Raw genomic sequence first — 25,149 nt, forward strand, 5'->3', positions numbered from 1 at the left:
GAGACTTCCTTCAAACACCTTCCGCAGGTATGTTAGTCAGGTAATAATAACAAATTAGATTACCCTCATAATCGCAACCAAACAGAAGTGACTTTCTATGGCAATAAGTGAACCAACCCAGCCAGCGGCTGGCGCGTCAGCGTCGGTTGCTAAAGCGCGCACCTCATTTGGCATTTTAGGGGCAATCAGCCTCTCCCATCTGCTCAACGATATGATCCAGTCGCTGATCCTCGCAATTTATCCGCTTTTACAGTCAGAGTTCTCGCTGACGTTTATGCAGATAGGGATGATTACCCTGACCTTCCAGCTTGCTTCCTCGCTGCTACAACCGGTCGTGGGTTACTGGACGGACAAATACCCGATGCCGTGGTCGCTGCCCATTGGGATGTGCTTCACGCTGAGCGGGCTTGTTTTGCTGGCCATGGCCGGCAGCTTCCATATGGTGTTGCTCGCCGCGGCGCTGGTTGGTACCGGTTCATCGGTATTCCACCCGGAATCGTCCCGTGTGGCGCGTATGGCCTCCGGTGGTCGCCACGGCCTTGCCCAGTCGATTTTCCAGGTTGGCGGTAACTTCGGTAGCTCTCTGGGACCGTTGCTGGCGGCTGTCATCATTGCGCCATACGGTAAAGGTAATGTGGCCTGGTTTGTGCTGGCCGCGTTATTAGCGATTGTCGTCCTGGCGCAAATCAGCCGTTGGTATGCAGCACAGCATCGGATGAGTAAAGGAAAGCCGAAGGTCGCCATCGTTAATCCGTTGCCGCGTAATAAAGTGGTATTGGCGGTAAGCATTCTGCTGGTGCTGATTTTCTCCAAATACTTCTATATGGCGAGCATTAGCAGCTATTACACCTTTTATCTGATGCAAAAATTCGGATTATCGGTACAAAATGCCCAGTTTCACCTGTTTGCCTTCTTATTTGCCGTCGCCGCCGGAACGGTAATTGGTGGACCATTGGGCGATAAAATTGGCAGAAAATATGTTATTTGGGGCTCTATCCTCGGCGTAGCGCCATTTACCCTCGTTTTACCCTATGCAACGCTGGAATGGACCGGGATTTTAACCGTAATCATTGGTTTTATCCTCGCATCAGCGTTTTCTGCCATTCTGGTCTATGCACAGGAGCTGCTTCCTGGGCGTATCGGCATGGTTTCTGGGCTATTTTTCGGTTTTGCCTTCGGCATGGGTGGCTTGGGAGCCGCGGTGTTAGGGCTGATTGCCGACCATACCAGTATCGATTTGGTCTACAAAATATGTGCTTTCCTGCCACTTTTGGGGATACTAACCATATTCTTACCTGATAACCGACATAAAGCCTGATTTTTTGACGACCAAAGCTAGACTTTGGTCGTCATCACTTACAGTGACCATCAGCGTTTGCCTCAGACATCCCCCCCTGGTTTTCCGATCCGTGCTTTTTTTCCTTTAAAATCCTGTTTTCATCAAAATTCAATAATTATTCATCAACATAAACATCAAATTTGTCATAAACTATTACTCGGAATTTGGGTTTTCAGGATCAACACAGCAACCAAAGGAGACGGAATGCATCACGCCACCCCGCTTATCACCACCATTGTCGGCGGCCTTGTGCTCGCTTTTATATTAGGCATGATTGCCAATAAACTACGTATTTCTCCTCTGGTGGGATATCTGTTAGCGGGCGTTCTGGCCGGTCCATTTACACCTGGTTTTGTTGCTGATACCAAACTCGCGCCTGAACTGGCTGAGCTTGGCGTGATCCTGTTGATGTTCGGCGTCGGGCTGCACTTTTCCCTGAAGGATTTGATGGCGGTAAAGTCAATCGCCATTCCCGGCGCGATTGCCCAGATAGCGGTGGCAACGCTACTGGGTATGGCGCTTTCAGCGGTAATGGGCTGGTCGCTGATGGTAGGTATCGTCTTTGGACTGTGTCTTTCGACCGCCAGTACCGTAGTACTACTGCGTGCTCTTGAGGAACGACAACTTATTGACAGCCAGCGGGGGCAAATCGCTATAGGCTGGCTGATTGTTGAAGACCTGATGATGGTGCTGACGCTGGTGCTCCTGCCCGCCGTCGCCGGAATGCTGGAAAAAGAAGATGTTGGGTTTGCATCGCTGGCCGTCGATATGGGCATTACCATCGGTAAAGTGGTGGCGTTTATCGCCATTATGATGCTGGTTGGCCGTCGCCTAGTGCCCTGGATCATGGCGCGTAGCGCCGCAACCGGCTCACGAGAACTGTTTACTCTGTCAGTCCTTGCCCTGGCATTAGGTATCGCCTTTGGCGCAGTGGAATTGTTCGATGTCTCTTTTGCACTGGGCGCGTTCTTCGCCGGTATGGTGCTGAATGAATCGGAACTGAGTCACCGTGCAGCGCATGATACTCTGCCGCTGCGCGATGCGTTCGCCGTATTGTTCTTTGTATCCGTCGGGATGCTGTTTGATCCGTTAATCTTGATCCAGCAGCCGCTGGCGGTACTTGGCACGCTGGCGATTATTGTCTTTGGTAAATCCGTTGCCGCCTATTTCCTGGTGCGCCTGTTTGGTCACTCCCAACGCACAGCACTCACCATTGCCACCAGTCTGGCGCAGATTGGTGAGTTTGCCTTTATCCTGGCGGGTCTGGGAATGGCGTTAAACCTGCTGCCACAGGCCGGACAGAATCTGGTCCTGGCAGGGGCTATCCTGTCCATTATGCTCAACCCGGTGCTGTTCGCAGTGTTAGAAAAATATCTCGCCAAAACCGAAACGCTGGAAGAGCAGACGCTGGAAGAAGCCATCGAAGAAGAGAAGCAAATTCCGGTGGATATCTGTAATCACGCCTTGCTGGTGGGCTTTGGCCGCGTCGGCAGCCTGCTGGGTGAGAAACTGATGGCAGCAGGGATCCCGTTGGTGGTTATCGAAACCTCGCGTACCCGGGTGGATGAACTGCGCGAGCGTGGGATCCGGGCGGTGCTGGGCAACGCTGCTAATGAGGAAATTATGGGTCTGGCGCACCTGGATTGCGCACGCTGGCTGCTGCTGACCATTCCGAATGGCTATGAAGCGGGTGAAATTGTCGCTTCAGCTCGTGAAAAGTGCCCGTCGATTGAGATTATCGCCCGCGCGCATTATGACGATGAAGTGGAATACATTACCGAGCGGGGCGCCAATCAGGTGGTCATGGGTGAGCGTGAAATCGCCCGCACCATGCTGGAGCTGATTGAAACGCCGCCTGCTGGTGAAGTTGCTACTGCCAGTTAATGTTACGTGCCGGATAGCGTTATCGCTTATCCGGCCTACGCAAGATTTAACGATCCCAGTACGACTCTTCCAGGCTGTCCTCACGTTCCGGCAAGCCGCGCGTCAGACGCGGGGAATGCTGGTTCAGCACCTGGTAACTCACGCGGTTAGCATATTTACACACCTGCGCTAATGACGAATAGGTCAGCCAGGTAAACTTGTGCTTGCTGGAGTTAGGCACGTTGCTACGGTGATAGCTGTTGGCAGTAATATCATGCAGCAATGCCGCCAGCGCGCCGTCACCAGCACCGTTGGTGTTCATGATCTTTTCTGGCCCGCCCATATACGGCGCGATGTGCGAATACACACGTAGCGGATTCGTACAGTCTTTATGACGCATGGCGCGGCTAAATTCGTATTGGTTAAATTCGGCAATCGCCCCAGGCAGCAGCGGATGCTGGGTTTTACGTTTGACTTCTTCTTCCGTAAAGCCCGCCATATACAGACCCGCCGGACCCGCAGTGCACAGCACCAGATCCACCCAGTCCAGCGCCTTGTCGGACGCCAGTAGCGGATCGTTCTCGCCGGTCAGCGCTTCGGCCTCTTCTTCATTCATCGCCAGAATAGAGACATGCTCTTTCAGAAATGCTTGCCACCACTGCGGATTATCGGCAATAACGAATTTGGTGCCCAGCGTCAGTACCACCGGCACATTGTGTTTTTTGGCATATTCAATCGCCTTCATGGTTGCTTCCGGCATCGGCTCGCCCGGTTCGCAGCGCACCAGATAGGACGTCAGCACCAGCGCGGACGCACCAGCAATGACGGATTCAGGGATGCTATCCGCTCGCAGTTTGTTCATATGTCCGGGGCTGATGGCGAAGGTACGCTCTCCGGATTCGCCAATCAGCGTAAAGCAGCGGCCAATCGGTCCATTAACGCCTTGCAGGTAGTTCAGATCGGTACGGCTGGAGGTATTGCACAAATAACGGTACGCGTAACTACCAATCTCGATATTGCTGCACATCACGCCCAGTAGCACCGAGCGGTCATCTGCCAACACGGAGTAGTTGTGCATGGTGTTACCGATAGTACCGCCCGCAAACTGATGGGTGATCAAATTTTCGCGCACCAGCTCCTGGTAGAGCGCTTCAGCGACATCATCGGCAATCACCAGAGAGTGCCCGGCGCTTAATCCATAACGTTTGACAAAGTCATCATCCACTTTGGCTTCAATATCCACCAGCGTCTGGTCGATGCCCACCACCCAGGCTGCGCTGGTTTCATTTTCTGGTTGAATTTGTTGCAGCAACGGATCGCGCGCGCTGACGGGAAAATAGTGTTTGGATTTACGTTTACCGGGAAATTTCATGGTCGATTTTAGGGTGGTTAACTGAGCGATGCATGGTAGCACATTCCCTGCTGCGCATGCGATGCGGCGCTGAGTTTCAATATCGGACGGTGAGATCGCAGTTTATCCAGGATTAATTTCTACAATAACTCACCTTTACAAGGAGCGTTTTATGAAGCCGGAAAACAAAATCCCCGTACTCGACAAAATTTCGGATGAAATGAAAAGCGTGGTGAATTTTCATCGCGACGATTTGCCGCCATGGCCCGCTGCCGATGACTTCGTGGCTCAGCGCCAACACTACATTCATGAGCGGCAACTGTGGAATGCCGATGCCCCGCAGATGAATACCCGAAAATGCGTGATTTCTACCGCGTGCGGTCCCGTTGCCACACGAATTTACGCTCCGCAGCCCCAAAGCCAGGCGACGCTGTATTACCTGCACGGCGGCGGTTTTATTCTCGGTAATCTGGATACCCACGACCGTATTATGCGCTTACTGGCGCACTACACCCAGTGCACGGTGATCGGCATTGACTATTCGCTGGCGCCGGAAGCCCGCTACCCGCAAGCCATTGAAGAGATAGTCACCGTGTGCCAGTACTATCATCAACACGCTGGCGACTATTCCCTCAATGTAAATACGATTGGTTTTGCGGGCGATTCCGCCGGAGCGATGCTGGCGCTAGCCAGCACTCTGTGGCTGCGAGATAAAAACATTGCCTGCGGCAAAGTCGCTGGCGTGCTGTTGTGGTATGGCCTTTACGGCCTGCAAGATTCACTAAGTCGACGGCTGATGGGCGGCGCGTGGGATGGTTTAACCCGCGAAGATCTGCAGATGTACGAAAACGCGTACCTACGCAGCGCTGACGATCGCGAGTCACCGTACTATTGCCTGTTTAATAACGATCTGACGCGCGACGTACCGCCATGTTTTATCGCCGGTGCGGAGTTCGATCCACTGATCGACGATAGCTGCTTATTATTCCAGACGTTACAAGCGCATCAGCAGCCTTGCCAGTACAAAATGTATCCCGGCACGCTGCACGCCTTCCTGCACTATTCGCGGATGATGAAAACCGCCGACGATGCCCTGCAGGACGGCGCGCGTTATTTCAGGGCGCAGCTTTAAAGGTAGGCGGCGGTCAGTTTAACCATCATTTCGATATGTTCCGGTGTGGCATTCAACGCCGGAATATATTCATATTGCTTACCGCCAGCCTCAAGGAAAATCTCCCGGTTTTGCACCGCTATCTCTTCCAGCGTTTCGAGACAATCAGCCGCGAAGCCCGGACACATAACCTGGATATGTCGGGTCCCTTTCTCCGCCAGCATTTTTAACGTTTCATCGGTATACGGCGTCAGCCACGGTTCGCGGCCAAAGCGAGACTGGAAGGTCATCATGACTTTTTCCGGCGGCAGACCAAGCGCCGAAACCAGCTCACGCGTCGTGTCGCGACAGCGCTGCGGGTAGTCATCGCCCTCATCGGCGTAGCGCTGCGGAATGCCGTGGTAGGAGAGCAGCAGCAAATCAGGTTCGCCATGTTGAGCGAATGAATCCCGGGCACTTTTGGCCAGCGCATCAATGTAGCTGCTATCATCGGCGTAATCTCGAATAAATGAGACACCAGGAATAGCGCGTTTGCGCGCTAAGATGCGCGCCAGCTCATCCCAGACTGCTGCAACCGTCGAACAGGAATATTGCGGGTACAGCGGTAACACCACCATGTGTTCCACTCCGCTTGCCAACAGTTCATCAACCGCGCTTTCGAGCGACGGCGAACCGTAGCTCATCCCCAGCGCGACAGGCGTATCAGGCAGACGTTGTGCCAACGCCTGCTGTTGCGCCTTGCTGTAGACCATTAGCGGGGAACCGTCTTCCATCCAGATTGACTGGTACAGCTTTGCCACACGCGGCGCTCGCAACGGCAAGATCACACCACGCAGCAACGGCCACCACAGCGCAGGGGACGTATCGACTACGCGTTGATCGCTTAAAAACTGGCGAAGGTAGCGCTTAACGGCTTCGGGGGTTGGGGCATCGGGAGTGCCGAGGTTTGCCAGCAGGATACCGGTTTTCGTCTGACGCATTACCGCCTCTTATCGATTCAAATTGTTGATAATTGTAGCGGAAAAGCGGTAAAGAAGAACTAATTGCTGTGAAAGGTAAGACGAGAATTTGCCTGATGGCGCTACGCTTATCAGGCCTACAAAGAATCGTAGGCCGGATAAGGTGTATCCACCGCCATCCGGCATTAACTGCGTTAAAAATTAACCGAGGATTTTTTCCAGCGCTGCGCGAACGTCAGCCACGGCCTGAGTGCCGTCAACTTTCGCGTATTTAGTGTTACCCGCCTGTGCTTCTTTCGAGTAGTAGCCGATCAGCGGTGCGGTCATCTGATGGTATTCCACCAGGCGCTTACGTACGGTCTCTTCCTGATCGTCTTTACGGGTGGTCAGCTCTTCGCCGGTCACGTCGTCTTTACCTTCAACCTTAGGCGGGTTGAATTTGATATGGTAAACGCGGCCAGAAGCAGCGTGTACGCGACGACCTACAATACGGTCAACGATCAGCTCGTCCGGAACGTCGAATTCCAGAACGTAGTCCACGTTGATACCCGCTTCCTTCATGGCATCTGCCTGCGGAATAGTGCGCGGGAAGCCATCAAGCAGGAAACCATTACGGCAGTCTTCCTGAGCAATACGCTCTTTTACCAGCGCGATCACCAGCTCATCAGTCACCAACTTACCGGCGTCCATGATGTCTTTCGCTTGTTTGCCCAGCTCGGAGCCAGATTTCACGGCGGCACGCAGCATATCACCGGTGGAGATTTGCGGAATACCATACTTCTCCATGATGAACTGAGCCTGAGTTCCTTTACCCGCGCCCGGAGCGCCAAGCAGAATGATACGCATTACGAAAATCCCCTTAAAGGTTGTCGATATTTTTTAAAAAGCGCTAAACGATACCACCATCACGCAATTGGCTCAAGGAAGGTGCCTGCGCTGAAACGGTTAATGATGGAAAATTGAGTTCAGAAGGCGAAAAAAAGCCGGATGGCGCTAGCGCCATCCGGCATCACATTATCGCTATCAGGATACCAGCAACTGGTTCATACGGCGGATGAACTGGTTCGGATCTTCCAGCGTGCCACGCTCGGCAAACAGCGCCTGATCCAGCAGCAGTTCAACCCACTCTTTGAACTGCGCTTCGTCCTGAGTATCCGCCGTGCGTTTTACCAGCACGTGGTCCGGGTTCAGTTCAAAGATATATTTCACTTCCGGTACCGCCTGGCCCGCAGCGGCGAACAGTTTCGCCATCTGGGTGCTCATTTCATCCGCATCGGTGGTGACGATAGCCGGTGTGTCGGTCAGACGGTGAGTCAGACGCACTTCTTTTACGCGATCGCCCAGCAAGGTTTTCACGCGCTCAACAAACGGCGTCAGCGCTTTTTCCGCTTCTTTTGCCGATTCGTCAACTTCATCCGCCAGTTTGTCGATGGACTCGTCGGCTTTGGCCACGGACTGGAATGGTTTGCCATCGAACTCGGTCAGGTAGTTCATCATCCACTCATCGATGCGGTCAGAAAGCAGCAGCACTTCGATGCCTTTCTTACGCAGCAGTTCCAGGTGCGGGCTGCTCTTCGCCGCCGCATAGCTGTCTGCGGTGATGTAGTAGATTTTCTCCTGCCCTTCTTTCATCCGCGCAACGTAGTCTTCCAGCGACACGGTCTGTGCGGAGGAGTCAGTATGCGTAGACGCGAAGCGCATCAGTTTGGCGATAGTTTCCTGATTAGCATGGTCTTCCGCCGGGCCTTCTTTCAGAACCAGACCAAACTGTTTCCAGAAGGTCTGGTATTTTTCCGCGTCGTCTTTCGCCAGTTTTTCCAGCATCTGCAGTACGCGTTTGGTCAGCGCGCTGCGCAGGTTACGGGTGACGGTGCTGTCCTGCAGGATCTCACGGGAGACGTTCAGCGGAAGATCGTTAGAATCTATCAGACCACGGACAAAGCGCAGGTAGTTCGGCATGAACTGCTCGGCATCGTCCATGATGAATACACGCTGGACGTACAGTTTCAGACCATGCTTGTGATCGCGGTTCCACATATCCCACGGCGCCTGCGATGGGATATACAGCAGGCTGGTGTACTCCTGCTTACCTTCTACACGATTGTGGCTCCAGGTCAGCGGGTCGGTGAAATCGTGGGCGATATGCTTATAGAATTCGTTGTATTCGTCGTCTTTGATTTCCGACTTGTTACGCGTCCACAACGCCTGCGCCTTGTTGATCTTTTCCCAGGAAACCACGGTCTCGCCGTCTTTCTCTTCGGTTTTTTCGATCTCTACCGGCAGCGCGATATGGTCGGAATATTTGCTAATGATGGAACGTACGCGCCAGTCATCGAGGAACTCGTCTTCGCCTTCGCGCAGATGCAGAGTGATTTCGGTGCCGCGATCGTCTTTGGTGATATCAGCAACGGTGTACTCACCCTCGCCCGCAGACTCCCAGAACACGCCGTTTTCCGGTTTATCACCCGCAGCACGGGTACGCACGGTGACTTTGTCCGCCACGATGAAGGCTGAGTAGAAGCCAACCCCGAACTGACCGATCAACTGGCTGTCTTTCGCCTGATCGGAACCCATGGATTCGAGGAAAGATTTGGTGCCGGATTTCGCAATGGTCCCCAGATGATCGATAACGTCATCACGGTTCATCCCCACGCCGTTATCGGCAATGGTCAACGTACGCTTATCTTTATCGAAGGAAACACGCACACGCAGCTCACCGTCACCTTCATACAGATCCGGGTTAGACAGTGCGCGGAAACGCAGCTTGTCTGCCGCATCCGAGGCGTTAGAGATAAGCTCACGCAGGAAGATTTCTTTATTGGAATACAGAGAATGGATCATCAGGTGCAGAAGCTGTTTTACTTCTGACTGAAAACCACGAGTTTCTTGTCCTTTCATGTAGATCTACCTCAACAATGCCATTTTCAATGGTAAAAACACGTTGAGGGTGAAATGGGGACAAGCGGGAAGGATTTCAAGCGGAAGCCGCCGTCGCGGCCTCCGTTTGTTCAGAATTTAATCTTGTGCCGTCCTGCCAGAGAGTGCGATAGCGTGGTGCCATCGACCATTTCCAGCTCGCCGCCGACCGGAACGCCATGGGCGATACGGCTGGCTTCAACGCCATACTGCATGCAAAGCTCAGCAATATAGTTGGCGGTCGCTTCTCCTTCGACCGTGGGATTAGTCGCAAGGATCAGTTCGTTGATTTGCTCAGACGCCAGTCGCTGTTCAAGACGATCCAGCCCGATGTCATCCGGCCCGATACCGTCCAACGGCGACAGGTGTCCCATAAGCACGAAGTAACGTCCGGAAAATTGCCCGGTTTGCTCAATGGCGTAGATGTCCGCCGGACTCTCCACCACGCAAATCTGACCGTTTTCCTGGCGACGCGGGTTCGAGCAGATGTTGCAGACGTCCTGCTCGGTGAAAGTGCGGCAATCGGCACAGTGGCCGATTTCCGACATCGCCTTCGTTAACGCCTGCGCCAGACGCATCCCGCCGCTGCGATCGCGCTGAAGCAGCGTGAACGCCATGCGCTGCGCAGACTTCGGACCAACGCCCGGCAGACAGCGCAGTGCTTCCATAAGCTGAGTTAACAGCGGGCTGGTTTGCATCAGAACGGCATCTTAAAGCCAGGCGGCAGCTGCATTCCGGAGGAAACAGAAGCCATCTTCTCTTTCTGCGTCTCTTCAATACGACGCGCCGCGTCGTTGAATGCCGCAGCAACCAGGTCTTCCAGCATCTCTTTGTCGTCTTCCAGCAGGCTTGGATCGATCTCCACGCGACGGCAGTTATGCGCGCCGTTGATGGTCACTTTTACCAGACCCGCGCCAGATTCGCCGGTCACTTCCAGCTTGGCGACTTCTTCCTGCATCTGCTGCATTTTTTCTTGCATCTGCTGGGCCTGTTTCATCAGGTTACCCAGACCGCCTTTACCAAACATAGGCTTCTCTCTCAATCACGTTAAGGGATGACGACCGTCAAACCATTTGGCTGACGATCAAATGGGGCGAATACTTTCTTCATCCAGGTCCGCATCGAAAAAACGACGCAGCGTCTGGATGTTATTATCCGCAATAATCGACTCACGCGCCTGCGCGAGCTTCTCTTCATAGATGGCCTGACGCCACTCCAGCGGCGTGCGCACCGCAGGATTATCATCTTCAACGATGGTCAATTCAACCGTTGACCCCGTTAAGGTACTCAATGCTTCGGCCAGTTTTTGCTGCGCGCCACTGGAATTAAGGTGCCGCTGCGTGGAACGCAGGTGCAGGCGCACCATGTTGCCATCCTCTTCTTTCCAGGCATTAAGCGCCACCTGCTCCACAAGTTTAGGTAGCGAGAGCTGGCTTACCTGGGCGGCCCACGGATCGCGTTCAATAGCTTCAGCCGCAAGCTTTGCCGCCAGTTCCGGCGTTTTTTCATGCTCAAGCGCTTTTTTCAGCGCTTTCGGCGTGGCAACGACGTCTTTAACTTCTGCAACAGGATTGGTCGCCTTCCAGCGATACGCTTCTTTCTTCACCGGAGCCTTTTCCAGCGCAGAGACCGCCGGACGCGCCTGAACACGTTCCGACACCGAAGCCAGTCTTTCCAGCGCAGCATTATTCACCGGCCGCGCGCGGGAAGCGGCTGCCGGTTCACTCTTTTTTGGTTTGGTTGCTCCCTGGGCGCGTTGCAGCTGGCTACGTGCAGCCAGCACCTGGCTGGTAGCATCGGAGAGCGGCACATTCTGTTGCTGTTGCGCTGACGCAGGCTGCTGCGGCACCTGCGTTGGGGTTATCACCGCAGTGGGTGCGACCGGGGCAAACGACTGACGCGGAACTTCAGGTCCCGGGAGCGGCATGCGCGGATGAAAAGCCAGCGCACGCAGCAGCGTCATTTCGACGCCCATTCGTCTGTCCGGCGCATACGGCAGCTCTTTGCGCCCGATTAACAGGGTCTGATAATAAAGCTGCACATCGGTTGGCGGGACGATTCGCGCCAGTTCACGCATACGCTGCTCAATGGCGGCCATATCGCTGCCGAGCGCGGCAGGTGAAAGCTGAACCATGGCAATACGATGCAGTAAAGCCGACATTTCTACCAGCAACGCTTCCCATTCAATACCGCGCGCGGCAGCGTCGTTAACCAACGTCATCACGCGTTCGCCATCGGCGGCCACAACCGCTTCAACAAGCGAGAGTGCCTGGTCGTCGTCCAGCGTGCCGAGCATGGTGCTGACCGCGTCGGTCGAGACCTGACCATCGCCGCTGGCGATCGCCTGATCGGTCAAACTTAGCGCATCGCGCAGGCTGCCGTCCGCGGCGCGAGCCAGCAGTTGCAGCGCACGCGGTTCATGGGCGATATGCTCTTCTTTGAGAATATGCTCAAGCTGATGGCGAATCTGTTCGACATCCAGCGCTTTAAGATGGAATTGCAGACAGCGCGACAGGATGGTCACCGGCAACTTCTGCGGATCGGTAGTCGCCAGCAGGAACTTGACGTGCGCGGGCGGCTCTTCGAGCGTTTTCAGCAAGGCATTAAAGCTGTGGCGCGACAGCATGTGCACTTCGTCGATCAAATAGACCTTAAATCGCCCGCGCGCAGGCGCGTACTGGACGTTATCCAGCAGATCGCGAGTGTCTTCGACTTTGGTGCGTGAGGCGGCATCGATTTCAATCAAATCGACAAAACGCCCCTGCTCAATTTCCCGGCAGTTATCGCACACGCCGCACGGCGTCGCGGTGATGCCGGTTTCACAGTTTAATCCCTTCGCCAGCAAGCGGGCGATAGAGGTTTTTCCGACGCCACGGGTGCCGGAAAACAAATAAGCATGATGAATACGCCCTAACGACAAGCCGTTCGCCAGTGCCGTCAGCACATGTTCCTGGCCGACGACGTCAGCAAAGGTTTGTGGGCGCCATTTTCGGGCTAAGACCTGATAACTCATTGGCAGGCTCTGAAAGGCTGGAGGGTGGATTCACAGGAGGGTAATGCTAACACAACCTCGCAGCGACGGCGAGGTTGTGTGTCTCGGTATTACTTCAGACGGGATAAGATAGCCCGACTTAGTGGCCCGGGAATGGTACCAGGCTGTAACAGGTCAGCCCCTGCTTTTCCAGACGCTGTTCGCCGCCCAGATCAAACAGGTTAATGATAAAGGCAGCATCGGTCACTTCGCCACCCAGACGGCGGATCAACTTCACGGTCGCTTCAATCGTGCCGCCGGTTGCCAGCAGGTCGTCTACAACCAGGACTTTATCGCCCGGTTTGATGGCATCAACGTGAATTTCCAGCTGATCGGTGCCGTATTCCAGCTCATAGCTCTCAGCTATCACCTCACGCGGAAGCTTACGGGGTTTACGTACCGGAACAAAGCCGACGCCCAGACCCAACGCTACCGGCGCGCCAAACAGGAAGCCACGCGCTTCGGTGCCAACCACTTTAGTGATACCCGCATCTTTATAGCGTTCAACCAGCAATTCAATGCTGAGGGCGTAGGCTTTCGGATCTTCCAGTAAACTGGTGACATCACGGAAAAGAATGCCCGGTTTTGGGTAATCGTGGATGCTTTTGATGCTATTTTTGAGAAACTCAAGCTGCTGTGCAGTCGCGGTCATAAGTTTGTGCCTGATTGATACAGTATTACTTCACGGCGCACTATACACTTCATCTTCGACGTATCTTGAATGATTTTGTGTCTATATTAAGGGTCAGGGTTACACTTGCTTAACCTTTGACCATCTGCGCCTGTGCTCGAAAACGGTCGAATTTACTGGCTGCGAGAGACAATTGCAACAGCGATTATTGCGGTTTACTGCTTTTGTTGTTTTTCATCAATCACCGGGATCCGCCACATAAAAATCAGTAAACAGGCGAGAATAACCAGCAGCAGGCCGCGCACCCACATCATATTGACCAGCCAGAGTGAAATAGCAAACGTCACCAGGATTAACAAAATTGCGCGTGGCTTCGCTCCAGGCGGCATCGCGCGGTGTTTTTGCCAGTGACGCAGATACCCGCCGAACCACGAACGGTACAGCAGCCAGTCGTGAAAGCGCGGCGATGAGCGGGCAAAACACCAGGCGGCCAGCAGGATAAATGGCGTCGTGGGCAGCAACGGCAATACAACGCCCAGCGTGCCTAACACTACCGCTATCCAGCCAATGATGATTAGAATAATGCGTTGCATAATATCAGTACTTAACACAGAGAATCGCTACTTTAGCATAACAGTTCTCATTTTCATCGGAGTGTTGTCGTGAAAACCGTCATGCTGCTACAGACGCTCGAAAACCAGCTTAACCGCCTGCGCCAGCAGTGTGCCCCGCTGGCGCATCACGCCACGCTGAGCGCCCGCTTTGACAGGCATCTGTTTCACACTCGCAGCACGTTGCTCCAAGCTTATCTGGTTGAAGCTGAAGATAATCTCGCAGCCTTGCGGCGCGCAGTTGAACAGCAACAACTACCACAAATTAGCTGGCTGGCGGAACACCTTGCCTCACAGTTAGAGGCGATTTCGCGTGAAACCGCCAGTTGGTCACTCCGCGAGTGGGACTGCGCATCTCCAGGCCTGGCGCGCTGGCAGCGCAAGCGAGTTCAACACCAGGAGTTTGAACGCCGACTGGTGGAAATGACGCATGAACGCAAAAAGCGTCTGGCTCAGGCAACGGGTTTTGAAGAACAGCAAAAACTGCATCGTGAAGTAGAAGCATTCGAGGCGCGACTGGCACGCTGTCGCCATGCCCTGGCGAGAATAGAAAACGTGCTGGCGCGTTTAACCCGTTAATCCCGGAGAATTTATGTCATTAGAGAACGCCCCGGACGAGATCAAACTGGCCGTCGATCTGATTGTCCTGCTTGAAGAGAATCAGATGGAGCCTGAAATTGTGCTGAAAGCGCTGGAGATTGTGAAGCAGGATTACGAGAAGAAACGGCTCTCTTTATCGAAAAAGATCTGTAACTGAAAACCTGATGGCATTGCACTTATCAGGCCTACGAATGAATCGAAGCTCGCAGGCCTGATGATTTTTCTATTAACCTACCGAAGGCGTCGGGTCATCACCTTTAATGATGTCACGCTTAACCTCGGTCACGGTGTCGCCCTTCGCGTTGTGCAGGTGCACTTCGAGCTGGTTAAAGGCAATATCAATGTCGTTTTCACGGCACAAACGATCGACCGCACGGTTAAGCTCATCAACCGTATGGCTACGATCGCGCAATTCGCGCACGTATAAACGCAGCTCATGATCCAGCGTGCTGGCGCCGAAGGCGGTAAAGAACACCGCTGGTTCCGGATCGTGCATCACTTTCGGGTGCTCCATCGCCGCCTGCAGCAGCACCTTCTTAACTTTGTCCAGATCCGAACCATAGGCCACGCCAATGCGAATCACCAGGCGCGTGGTAGTATCGGAGAGCGACCAGTTGATCAAGCGCTCCGTCACGAACGCTTTGTTCGGGATAATCACCTCTTTGCGATCGAAGTCGGTAATGGTGGTGGCACGAATTCGAATCTTGCTGACCGTTCCTGAGAACGTACCGATGGTAACGGTATCGCCGATGCGGACCGGGCGTTCAAACAGGATAATCAGGCCGGAAACAAAGTTACCGAAAATTTCCTGCAAGCCAAAACCCAGACCAACCGACAGGGCGGCAGCCAGCCACTGTAGCTTATCCCACGAAACACCGAGCGATCCGAAGACCGTCATTGCGCCGATGGCGATGATCGCGTAGTTAAGGATCGTAGTGATCGCATAGGAAGCACCCTGGCGCATTTTCAGTCGCGACAGCACCAGCACTTCCAGCAGCCCTGGTAAGTTGCGGATCAACGCCCACGCCACCATTGATGCAATAATCGCAAACAACAGGCTGCCCATGGTGACGTCTTTCACCACTGCCGCACCCGCTTCGGTGCCGTTGTAATGCCAGAGCGTAATGCTGTCGAGATAGCTGAACACGGTGATCAAATCAGACCAAATGGCCCAGAACAAGACACCAAACAGGGCAACCATTACCAGCATAGTTATACGCAGCGTTTGTTGGTTAACCTGCTCCAGCGCGATGGTCGGCTCTTCCTGCGGCTCTGCACCCTCCGCCCCTTCTTTCACCAGGTTCTGACGACGCGCCAGCGCGCGACGCCAGGCGATACGACGTGCCGCGACGCTCAACCCACGCAGCACGGTCTGGTACAGCAGGTTCCAGAGAATGACCAGATAAACCGTTTCAATCCAGCGTCCCGCTAGGCGCAGCGTGGTGTAGAAATAGCCGGTCGCCGTCAGCACCATTAATGCTATCGGGATAATAGACAGCACGGTAATCGTCACCAGACGCAGACCATGCGACTCTTTATCACGCCAGCTTTCGCGGCACATTGGCCATACCAGGAAGGCGATCAGCAGCAGGTTGAGGAAAATGACCGCCTGCCCAAGCACATCGTCCATTAAATTAAGCGGTGACAACTCAGCAATAACCGACCAGAAGTTCAACGGCAACAGTGCGAGGCTGATGCGCACAATCTGACGACGCCAGTGGCTGGTCTGCTTCGCAGGCATGCCAAAATGACGAATCGCTACGCCATCCTTTTCCAGCACCTTCCAGCACAAACCAAACACCAGCCAGAAGATAGTCATCTTCTTGCTGAACGCCCACAGCAGGTCGCTGATATTCAACTGCATAGTCAAAAGAATCAGACCTACCGCGAGGATAATCAGGCACGCCGGCAAGGCTCTGATGAGATCGATCAGAATCGCTTTTGGTGTATTGAGCTGACTGTCATTACGCAGGTTACCCACCGCAGCGGCTAATTTCGCCTGATACTCTTTCAACCATTTCAGACGCCAGCGGATTAACCCGGCAATGAGCAATAGCGGCAATCCCGCCAGGAACGCAATAAACACCGCGGGCCATGCTTTCTCCCAGTTAACCGTGATTTTCATCGACTTAAACTGGTCTTTAAGCGTTTGCGGGAAAGCTTTGATCCAGTCCCAGTCCATCGGACGGTTACTGTTAACCCAGAAAATCTGCTGCGTGAGGATCCCTCTCAGGTTTTTCGACACACTCATTAACTGCTGCTGGTTAATTTGCAGATTAATCGCCATCATCAGCTGATTGCCAAGCTGCTTATTTAGCTGATCCAACAGTTCACGACGCATATCCACGACCTGCAGTAAGGCATCATGGACTTCGCCGTTCACTTCGTTGCGGTGCCCTTCTTCCAGTTTGGCGACAAACGCATCATTCTGGAACAGCGCGTCGCGCTGCTGGTTGACCTCAAACTGCTCCAGACGCAAGTCGGCGATCCGGTTGGTCATATCGGCAAGTTCATCCGCAGACGGCAGTGTTTGTTGTTGCTGATACAGAATACGCGACAGCAGCAGACTGCCCTTCAGAACGGCGATCTGTTCTTTAATGTTGCGTTCGGATTGCAGCGCGCGGTCAAGCCAGTTTTTAACTTTGATATTTTGCTGCATCAGGCTGTTGCCATTTTCGGTCGCGGCAATCAGACGCTGGCTGAGCTGATGGTTAACATCAAGCTCCTGCTTCACTAACGGATTGGACTGAATACGCTCGGCCTCGTCAGGATTGACCGCTTCCTGCGCCGTTTTTTCGGTTAACGTCAGTCGCTTGCTGTTCACCGCTTCCTGCAGGAGCTGGAGCTGATGCTCAAGGCGGTTACTGTTCGCCGTCACGTAATCACGTTGTTTTTGCAAGGTATCCTGCAAAATCGTATTCCCTTCGAGGCTCTTACGCTGTTGGTCGATCTGCGCATTCAGCAGCGCCTGCTGCGCCTGTAACAGCACCTGCTGGCTGGGGCGTAAAGCTCCTTCGCCTACATTAGTGCCATCAAGTCGGTTGCGGATTTGCTGCATCTGCTGCGACGCGGTGTACATCGCATTTTGTACGCGCTCTGGCTGGGTCTGCAGTGATACCAGTTGGCTGTTATACGTGGCCAGATCGTTTTGCGAGCTTTGCAGGTCATCCAGGACCTGCGCTACGCGCGACTCAAGTTGTCGTAAGGAAAGCGTGCTCAGCGTTTTTCGCGTTTCGTCGTCATTATCGACATCGCTGAGTGAATTTAGCGCATCCGTCGCCTGGCGCATTTTCTCTGGCGCCTGGGCCACTTTCTGGCGAAGCTGTACGGTCTCATCTTTCACGCGATCGATTTTATCCAGCGTGGCAATGGTATCGATGAGATCCTGTTGGACCAGCTTATCCTGCGCGGAGAGATCTTTTTGTTTATTCAGCGTGTCTAACTGGCTCTGAATATCAGCTTTCGTCGGCAGTTCACCACTCTGTTGCGCCCGCGCAAATGCAGATGACTGGCAGGATAACAATAGAATGAAGAAAAGAATGCTAATAGCAATTACATGCTGTGAACGTTTATAGAGCTGCAACATAGTCATGAGAATGAATGTTTCTGAACCAGGAAAGTGACCGGAAATAGTCAAGTGACAAGAATATCACGGCTGTGAACGGCAGAATAGCAGAAGGCAAAATGACCAGGAGAATTCCTGGTGCAGAATGGCAAACTAGCTTGTCTCTCCTGCCTGCAGACGCAAGCTTGGACAAAGCAGACACATCTCCAGCAGTACCGCCACGTACTGGCGAGCCTCATTCTTCAGATCAAATGATTCGGGAGCAAATAACCAGTTCTCCATGATCCCGGAAATATAGCTACGCATTAACACCGCTACACGACGTGTGTTCAGGTTTTCCGGCAACATGTTGACATCCATACAGTGGCGTAACGTTTTTTCTATGCGGTCATAGTTTTCCAGACACAGGCTACGTTCGACTAACTGAACTGATGCTATTTCCCCGACAAATTCGCATTTGTGGAATATAATCTCCATCAATAAACGTCGGCGTTCTTCTGTCACGGTAGTTTCAAGAACGTAAATTAAAATTTCTCTTAATACTGATAGTGGATCGTCAGGGAATTTTGCCTGATACTCAGTCTCTAACTCATCAATGTTAGGTTTTGCTAGCTCCCAGATTTCACTGAATAAATCCGATTTGTTTTTGAAATGCCAATAGATTGCACCGCGCGTCACACCAGCGGCTTTTGCGATCTCAGCCAGCGAGGTGGATGAGACCCCTTGTTGCGAAAACATACGCAGAGCGACATCGAGAATGTGTTGTCGTGTTTCCTGTGCTTGTTGTTTGGTTTTTCGTGCCATAGGTCAGTGAATTTACAGGCGTTAGATTTACATACATTTGTGAATGTATGTACCATAGCACGACGATAATATAAACGCAGCAATGGGTTTATGGGCTTTAAGCCATTGATCAATTTGAAATCGGACACTCGAGGTTTACATATGAACAAAAACAGAGGGTTAACGCCTCTGGCAGTCGTTCTGATGCTCTCAGGCAGCTTAGCGCTAACAGGATGTGACGACAAACAGGCCCAACAAGGGGGCCAGCAAATGCCAGAGGTTGGAGTTGTTACGCTCAAAACTGAACCTCTACAGATCACAACCGAACTTCCGGGTCGCACCAGTGCGTTTCGTATTGCTGAAGTTCGTCCTCAGGTTAGCGGGATTATCCTGAAACGTAATTTCACGGAAGGTGGTGACATCGAAGCGGGTGTATCTCTCTATCAGATTGATCCTGCTACTTACCAGGCCGCTTATGAAAGTGCAAAAGGTGATCTGGCCAAAGCACAAGCCGCAGCAAATATCGCTCAACTGACGGTGAAACGTTATCAGAAACTGTTAGGTACGAAGTACATCAGCCAACAGGACTACGATAGCGCGCTGGCTGACGCACAGCAGGCAAACGCCGCCGTTGTTGCCGCGAAAGCCGCGGTAGAAACTGCACGCATCAATCTGGCTTACACCAAAGTGACGTCGCCGATCAGCGGTCGCATTGGTAAATCATCCGTTACGGAAGGCGCTCTGGTACAAAACGGTCAGGCGACCGCACTGGCGACCGTTCAGCAGTTGGATCCCATCTATGTAGACGTGACGCAGTCAAGTAATGACTTCCTGCGCCTGAAACAAGAGCTGGCCAACGGCACGCTGAAGCAAGAGAACGGTAAAGCGAAAGTTGAGCTGGTGACCAATGACGGCATTAAATACCCGCAGTCCGGTACGCTGGAATTTTCTGATGTGACGGTAGATCAAACCACTGGGTCGATTACGTTACGCGCAATTTTCCCGAACCCGGATCATACCTTACTGCCGGGTATGTTCGTCCGCGCACGTCTGGAAGAAGGGATTAACCCAACTGCATTACTGGTTCCACAGCAAGGCGTTACCCGCACACCGCGTGGCGATGCCAGTGCATTGGTTATCGGTGCTGACAACAAAGTTGAAACGCGTCAAATTGTCGCCGCACAAGCGATTGGCGACAAATGGTTAGTCACTGATGGACTTAAGCCAGGCGACCGCGTGATTGTTACTGGGCTGCAAAAAGTACGTCCTGGCGCGCAGGTAAAAGCGCAGGAAATAACCGCAGATAACAACCAGCAAGGCGCAAGCGGTAGCCAGTCTGAGCAGTCCAAGTCTTAACTTAAACAGGAGCCGTTAAGACATGCCTAATTTCTTTATCGATCGCCCAATATTTGCGTGGGTGATCGCCATTATCATCATGTTGGCAGGGGGGCTCGCGATCCTCAAATTGCCGGTGGCGCAATATCCAACTATTGCACCGCCAGCAGTGACGATCTCCGCGACCTACCCTGGCGCTGATGCCAAAACAGTACAGGATACTGTTACGCAGGTTATCGAACAGAATATGAACGGTATCGATAACCTGATGTACATGTCCTCTAACAGTGACTCAACCGGTACGGTTCAGATCACCCTGACTTTCCAGTCAGGCACTGATGCTGACATTGCGCAGGTTCAGGTGCAGAACAAACTGCAACTGGCGATGCCGCTGCTGCCGCAGGAAGTACAACAACAGGGCGTGAGCGTTGAGAAATCGTCCAGTAGCTTCCTGATGGTTGTCGGCGTTATCAACACCAACGGCACCATGACGCAGGAAGATATTTCCGACTATGTGGGCGCCAACATGAAGGACGCGATCAGCCGTACTTCAGGTGTGGGTGATGTGCAGCTGTTCGGTTCCCAGTACGCGATGCGTATCTGGATGGATCCGAACAAACTGAACAACTTCCAACTGACCCCGGTTGATGTGATCAGCGCCATTAAAGCGCAGAATGCCCAGGTTGCAGCCGGTCAGTTAGGCGGTACGCCGCCGGTGAAAGGCCAGCAACTTAACGCGTCGATCATTGCGCAAACCCGTCTGACCTCCGCAGATGAGTTCGGCAAAATTCTGCTGAAAGTAAATCAGGATGGTTCCCAGGTGCGTCTGCGCGACGTCGCGAAAGTCGAACTGGGTGGCGAAAACTACGACATCATTGCGAAGTTCAACGGTAAACCGGCTTCCGGTCTGGGTATCAAGCTGGCGACAGGCGCGAACGCCCTCGACACCGCTAACGCTATCCGCGAAGAGCTGAAGAAGATGGAACCGTTCTTCCCGTCAGGTCTGAAGATCGTATACCCGTATGACACTACGCCATTCGTAAAAATCTCTATTCACGAAGTAGTGAAAACGCTGGTTGAAGCAATCATCCTCGTATTCCTGGTTATGTATCTGTTCCTGCAGAACTTCCGCGCGACGTTGATTCCGACTATCGCTGTGCCAGTAGTGTTATTGGGTACGTTTGCCGTCCTTGCGGTTTTCGGCTTCTCGATAAACACACTGACGATGTTCGGTATGGTGCTCGCCATCGGCCTGTTGGTGGATGACGCCATCGTTGTGGTCGAGAACGTTGAACGTGTAATGGCTGAGGAAGGTCTACCGCCGAAGGAAGCAACGCGTAAATCAATGGGCCAGATTCAGGGCGCACTGGTGGGTATCGCGATGGTACTGTCAGCGGTATTTATCCCGATGGCGTTCTTCGGAGGGTCTACCGGTGCAATCTACCGTCAGTTCTCCATCACCATTGTTTCGGCAATGGCGTTGTCAGTGCTGGTGGCATTGATTCTGACCCCTGCCCTGTGTGCGACCATGCTCAAACCGATTGCAAAAGGCGATCACGGAGAAGGTAAAAAAGGCTTCTTCGGCTGGTTTAACCGCATGTTTGATAAGAGCACGCACCATTACACCGACAGCGTAGGCGGTATTCTGCGCAGCACCGGTCGTTATCTGGCGCTGTATCTGATCATCGTCGTGGGCATGGCCTATCTGTTCGTTCGTCTGCCAAGTTCGTTCCTGCCGGATGAAGACCAGGGGGTATTCCTGTCAATGGCTCAGCTGCCAGCGGGTGCAACGCAAGAGCGTACCCAGAAGGTGTTGGACGAGATGACGGATTACTATCTGACCAAAGAAAAAGCGAACGTTGAATCGGTGTTTGCCGTTAACGGTTTCGGTTTTGCGGGTCGTGGTCAGAACACCGGTATCGCGTTCGTCTCGTTGAAAGACTGGAGTGAACGTCCCGGCGAAGAGAACAAAGTTGAGGCCATTACTCAACGTGCGATGGGCGCATTCTCGCAGATTAAAGATGCCATGGTCTTTGCCTTCAACCTGCCAGCAATTGTGGAGTTAGGTACTGCTACCGGTTTCGACTTCCAGTTGATTGACCAGGCGGGCCTGGGCCATGAGAAACTGACGCAGGCACGTAACCAGCTGTTTGGTGAAGTCGCGAAGCATCCTGACCTGCTAGTCGGCGTACGTCCTAACGGTCTGGAAGATACGCCGCAGTTCAAGATCGATATCGATCAGGAAAAAGCGCAGGCTCTGGGTGTTTCCATTAGCGACATTAATACAACGCTGGGTGCGGCATGGGGCGGAAGCTACGTGAATGACTTCATTGACCGTGGTCGTGTGAAGAAAGTTTACGTCATGTCTGAAGCGAAATACCGTATGTTGCCGGAAGACATTGGAAACTGGTATGTCCGCGGCAGCGATGGACAAATGGTACCGTTCTCTGCCTTCTCGACCTCACGCTGGGAATACGGTTCACCGCGTCTGGAACGCTACAACGGTCTGCCTTCCATGGAAATCTTAGGCCAGGCCGCACCGGGTAAAAGTACCGGTGAAGCCATGGCAATGATGGAGCAACTGGCCAGCAAACTGCCATCTGGTATCGGCTATGACTGGACCGGTATGTCCTACCAGGAACGACTGTCCGGCAACCAGGCCCCTGCCCTGTATGCCATTTCACTGATTGTCGTATTCCTGTGTCTGGCGGCATTGTACGAGAGCTGGTCCATTCCGTTCTCCGTTATGCTGGTGGTACCGTTGGGGGTAATCGGTGCATTGCTGGCAGCAACATTCCGCGGCCTGACCAACGACGTTTACTTCCAGGTGGGCCTGCTCACAACCATTGGTTTATCGGCGAAGAACGCGATACTTATCGTCGAATTCGCCAAAGACTTGATGGATAAAGAAGGCAAAGGTCTGATAGAGGCGACGCTGGACGCGGTCCGCATGCGTTTACGTCCGATCCTGATGACCTCGCTGGCCTTTATTCTGGGCGTAATGCCACTGGTAATCAGCTCCGGCGCAGGTTCCGGCGCGCAGAACGCCGTTGGTACTGGCGTAATGGGCGGGATGGTGACGGCAACCGTGTTGGCTATATTCTTTGTGCCGGTGTTCTTTGTGGTGGTACGCCGCCGCTTTAGCCGTAAAAGCGAAGATATTGAGCATAGCCACTCAGTAGACCATCATTGACACCTTTCTAAACATAAGGCCGCGCAAGCGGCCTTTTTTCTGAAAAATCATAAAATTCACGTATTGCGATTTCGTTTATTTTCTCCAGGTTAAATAATCGATATAATCCTTGTAGCCTTAAAGGCTATTCTTAAAAAATGATTAAGAGTACTTATTAACCTTAATAAATATTAAGATTATTCCTGGTAAGCAGCTCACATTGTTGGCAGTGGCCTTGCATTTGTTAACCTAATCAAGATAACCCGATGATTGCCCGAAGAATAAAGAAGTTGTCCCATTTCGAATAGCGGCAGAGATCTGTTAAAATGTAAAAATGACCCTGCATCATAATTTTGCATAATTGTAATTTTTCGTGATATGACGATGAAATCTTTTTTAGAGTAGATTATAGTTAAATCATCAGGAGTCGCGGGCAAGTTCCAGGTAGTTTGTTGTATCCATCCCGAAAGGTGTTCGGTTAGTTTAAGCCACTAAGAAGGGGATGCGTTATGGATGAATACTCACCCAAAAGACATGATATCGCACAGCTTAAATTTCTCTGTGAAACCCTGTATCATGACTGTCTTGCAAACCTTGAACAAAGTAACCATGGCTGGGTTAATGACCCTACCTCTGCCACCAGCTTGCAGCTCAATGAACTGATAGAGCATATTGCAACCTTCGCACTTAATTATAAAATTAAGTACAATGAGGACAATAAGCTGATTACGCAGATAGATGAATATCTGGATGACACTTTTATGTTGTTCAGCAGTTATGGTATTAATATGCAGGATCTGCAGAAATGGCGGAAGTCAGGTAATCGACTGTTTCGCTGTTTTGTCAATGCCACCAGGGCTAATCCTGTTAGTTTGTCTTGTTAAAAATTATTACAATCATAGGTAAGAGTTATGTCCGATAAACCATTAACTAAAACTGATTATTTGATGCGCCTGCGACGTTGCCAGACAATTGACACCCTTGAGCGCGTTATTGAAAAAAATAAATATGAATTGTCCGACAACGAACTGGCTGTATTTTACTCAGCAGCAGATCATCGCCTTGCTGAATTGACCATGAATAAGCTCTACGACAAGATTCCAACTTCTGTTTGGAAATTCATTCGCTAATACTCACAGGTTAAGTCAGGTATCGCGGCACATTTGTCTGGCTGACCATTTTCGTATTTACAATGATTATTTAATTCAAATCACGTGACTACGATCACAGCGAAGAAACGGGAACGTTCCCCTTGAGTGCATTGCGTTTTACTGTGTTGAAATGACTACCAGACACAGGGAATTCGTAATGAGTAATGAAAAGCAAAAAATGATCGCTGGCGAACTTTATAGCCCTGCAGATGAAACGTTACGCCACGACCGGCTACGCGCTCGTCAGTTGACCTGGCGCTACAATCTTACCGCTCCTGATGAAAAAAGTGAGCGACAGGCTATTCTGCATGAACTGTTGGGCCAGAGTGAAGGCGCTTACATTGAACCCTCTTTTCGCTGTGATTACGGCTACAACATCTATCTCGGTAAAGAATTTTACGCCAACTTCGACTGCGTTATGCTCGACGTCTGCCCAATCCATATTGGTGACAACTGCATGTTAGCTCCAGGAGTCCATATCTATACCGCGACCCATCCGCTGGATGCTGCCGAGCGAAACAGTGGCATGGAGCTTGGCAAACCTGTGACTATTGGCAACAACGTATGGATAGGTGGACGCGCGGTGATAAACCCTGGCGTAACGTTGGGTGATAATGTGGTTGTAGCCTCAGGCGCGGTGGTTACGAAAAGCGTTCCAGCAAATAGCGTGGTCGGGGGCAATCCCGCCAGGATTATCAAAACGCTGTGATCCTAAATGTAACTGTTATGCT

Annotated in this window: 21 protein-coding genes and 1 other annotated feature; of the genes, 10 read left to right on the forward strand and 11 right to left on the reverse strand. The window is 52.4% G+C overall.

Features of this window, described 5'->3' with window-relative positions:
- Positions 1 to 97: 97 nt before the first annotated feature.
- Together NMD08_RS19440 and ybaL are read left to right on the forward strand one after the other, a co-directional pair.
- Positions 98 to 1,318 (forward strand): MFS transporter, encoded by a 1,221-nt coding sequence (locus NMD08_RS19440; RefSeq protein ID WP_149691418.1) that lies wholly within the window; start codon positions 98 to 100, stop codon positions 1,316 to 1,318.
- A gap of 225 nt (positions 1,319 to 1,543) precedes the next feature.
- The gene (ybaL, locus tag NMD08_RS19445; RefSeq protein ID WP_151218657.1) at positions 1,544 to 3,223 is read left to right on the forward strand and encodes a YbaL family putative K(+) efflux transporter; all 1,680 of its coding nucleotides are present in this window, start codon (positions 1,544 to 1,546) and stop codon (positions 3,221 to 3,223) included.
- Positions 3,224 to 3,269: 46 nt separating this feature from the next.
- Here ybaL and gsk read toward each other — a convergent pair whose 3' ends face one another.
- Positions 3,270 to 4,574: an inosine/guanosine kinase gene (gene gsk, locus NMD08_RS19450; protein ID WP_003021781.1), complete on the reverse strand. Its 1,305-nt coding sequence runs from the start codon at positions 4,572 to 4,574 to the stop codon at positions 3,270 to 3,272.
- Between the two features lie 151 nt (positions 4,575 to 4,725).
- Here gsk and aes point away from each other — a divergent pair, with 151 nt between their 5' ends.
- Positions 4,726 to 5,685, forward strand: coding sequence for an acetyl esterase (gene aes, locus NMD08_RS19455; protein ID WP_151224878.1), 960 nt, complete (start codon positions 4,726 to 4,728; stop codon positions 5,683 to 5,685).
- Here aes and hemH read toward each other — a convergent pair.
- From hemH to NMD08_RS19495, 8 genes are all read right to left on the reverse strand, one after another.
- Positions 5,682 to 6,644 (reverse strand): ferrochelatase, encoded by a 963-nt coding sequence (gene hemH / locus NMD08_RS19460; protein ID WP_151218655.1) that lies wholly within the window; start codon positions 6,642 to 6,644, stop codon positions 5,682 to 5,684. The two genes, aes and hemH, sit on opposite strands and share 4 nt — an antisense overlap.
- A gap of 180 nt (positions 6,645 to 6,824) precedes the next feature.
- Complete coding sequence (gene adk / locus NMD08_RS19465) at positions 6,825 to 7,469, reverse strand: adenylate kinase (protein ID WP_003021773.1); 645 nt, start codon at positions 7,467 to 7,469, stop codon at positions 6,825 to 6,827.
- 177 nt (positions 7,470 to 7,646) lie between these two features.
- Positions 7,647 to 9,521 (reverse strand): molecular chaperone HtpG, encoded by a 1,875-nt coding sequence (gene htpG, locus NMD08_RS19470; protein ID WP_151224877.1) that lies wholly within the window; start codon positions 9,519 to 9,521, stop codon positions 7,647 to 7,649.
- A 110-nt stretch (positions 9,522 to 9,631) separates the two neighbouring features.
- Positions 9,632 to 10,237, reverse strand: coding sequence for a recombination mediator RecR (gene recR / locus NMD08_RS19475; RefSeq protein WP_003021767.1), 606 nt, complete (start codon positions 10,235 to 10,237; stop codon positions 9,632 to 9,634).
- The gene (locus NMD08_RS19480; RefSeq protein WP_003021764.1) at positions 10,237 to 10,566 is read right to left on the reverse strand and encodes a YbaB/EbfC family nucleoid-associated protein; all 330 of its coding nucleotides are present in this window, start codon (positions 10,564 to 10,566) and stop codon (positions 10,237 to 10,239) included. Before NMD08_RS19480 ends, recR begins: the two co-directional genes overlap by 1 nt.
- Positions 10,567 to 10,623: 57 nt before the next feature.
- Positions 10,624 to 12,552: a DNA polymerase III subunit gamma/tau gene (gene dnaX / locus NMD08_RS19485; protein ID WP_370618817.1), complete on the reverse strand. Its 1,929-nt coding sequence runs from the start codon at positions 12,550 to 12,552 to the stop codon at positions 10,624 to 10,626.
- Positions 11,227 to 11,291, reverse strand: a sequence feature (DnaX frameshifting element). Its footprint overlaps the gene before it by 65 nt.
- 118 nt (positions 12,553 to 12,670) lie before the next feature.
- A complete protein-coding gene (apt, locus tag NMD08_RS19490; RefSeq protein WP_005125198.1) occupies positions 12,671 to 13,222 on the reverse strand; it encodes an adenine phosphoribosyltransferase in 552 nt (183 codons plus the stop codon).
- Between the two features lie 194 nt (positions 13,223 to 13,416).
- Positions 13,417 to 13,794, reverse strand: coding sequence for a DUF454 family protein (locus NMD08_RS19495; protein WP_003847534.1), 378 nt, complete (start codon positions 13,792 to 13,794; stop codon positions 13,417 to 13,419).
- 69 nt (positions 13,795 to 13,863) lie between these two features.
- Between NMD08_RS19495 and priC the strand changes: the two genes are divergently transcribed.
- Together priC and rsmS are read left to right on the forward strand one after the other, a co-directional pair.
- Positions 13,864 to 14,391 carry a primosomal replication protein N'' gene (priC, locus tag NMD08_RS19500; protein WP_187252903.1) on the forward strand — a complete coding sequence of 176 codons (528 nt, stop codon included), beginning with the start codon at positions 13,864 to 13,866 and terminating at the stop codon, positions 14,389 to 14,391.
- Positions 14,392 to 14,404: 13 nt separating this feature from the next.
- Positions 14,405 to 14,569: a pleiotropic regulatory protein RsmS gene (gene rsmS / locus NMD08_RS19505; RefSeq protein ID WP_370618819.1), complete on the forward strand. Its 165-nt coding sequence runs from the start codon at positions 14,405 to 14,407 to the stop codon at positions 14,567 to 14,569.
- 69 nt (positions 14,570 to 14,638) lie between these two features.
- On the opposite strand, the gene mscK is transcribed toward rsmS, so the two are convergent.
- Positions 14,639 to 18,004, reverse strand: coding sequence for a mechanosensitive channel MscK (gene mscK / locus NMD08_RS19510; protein ID WP_370618821.1), 3,366 nt, complete (start codon positions 18,002 to 18,004; stop codon positions 14,639 to 14,641).
- Positions 18,005 to 18,130: 126 nt separating this feature from the next.
- Positions 18,131 to 18,781 (reverse strand): multidrug efflux transporter transcriptional repressor AcrR, encoded by a 651-nt coding sequence (gene acrR, locus NMD08_RS19515; RefSeq protein WP_003021744.1) that lies wholly within the window; start codon positions 18,779 to 18,781, stop codon positions 18,131 to 18,133.
- A 141-nt stretch (positions 18,782 to 18,922) separates the two neighbouring features.
- On the opposite strand from acrR, the gene acrA reads away from it, so the two are divergent.
- From acrA to maa, 5 genes are all read left to right on the forward strand, one after another.
- Entirely contained in the window at positions 18,923 to 20,116 is a 1,194-nt protein-coding gene (gene acrA / locus NMD08_RS19520; protein WP_151218648.1) for a multidrug efflux RND transporter periplasmic adaptor subunit AcrA, read from the forward strand.
- A 22-nt stretch (positions 20,117 to 20,138) separates the two neighbouring features.
- On the forward strand, positions 20,139 to 23,288 hold the full coding sequence (acrB, locus tag NMD08_RS19525; RefSeq protein ID WP_187252904.1) for an efflux RND transporter permease AcrB: 3,150 nt from the start codon (positions 20,139 to 20,141) through the stop codon (positions 23,286 to 23,288).
- A gap of 488 nt (positions 23,289 to 23,776) precedes the next feature.
- Positions 23,777 to 24,151 carry an Hha toxicity modulator TomB gene (tomB, locus tag NMD08_RS19530; protein ID WP_151218646.1) on the forward strand — a complete coding sequence of 125 codons (375 nt, stop codon included), beginning with the start codon at positions 23,777 to 23,779 and terminating at the stop codon, positions 24,149 to 24,151.
- A 27-nt stretch (positions 24,152 to 24,178) separates the two neighbouring features.
- Complete coding sequence (locus tag NMD08_RS19535) at positions 24,179 to 24,397, forward strand: HHA domain-containing protein (RefSeq protein WP_002892050.1); 219 nt, start codon at positions 24,179 to 24,181, stop codon at positions 24,395 to 24,397.
- A 178-nt stretch (positions 24,398 to 24,575) separates the two neighbouring features.
- On the forward strand, positions 24,576 to 25,127 hold the full coding sequence (gene maa, locus NMD08_RS19540) for a maltose O-acetyltransferase (RefSeq protein WP_370618823.1): 552 nt from the start codon (positions 24,576 to 24,578) through the stop codon (positions 25,125 to 25,127).
- Positions 25,128 to 25,149 lie beyond the last annotated feature (22 nt).

Source organism: Citrobacter meridianamericanus (genome assembly GCF_041320245.1).
Taxonomy (GTDB): Bacteria; Pseudomonadota; Gammaproteobacteria; order Enterobacterales; family Enterobacteriaceae; genus Citrobacter; species Citrobacter meridianamericanus.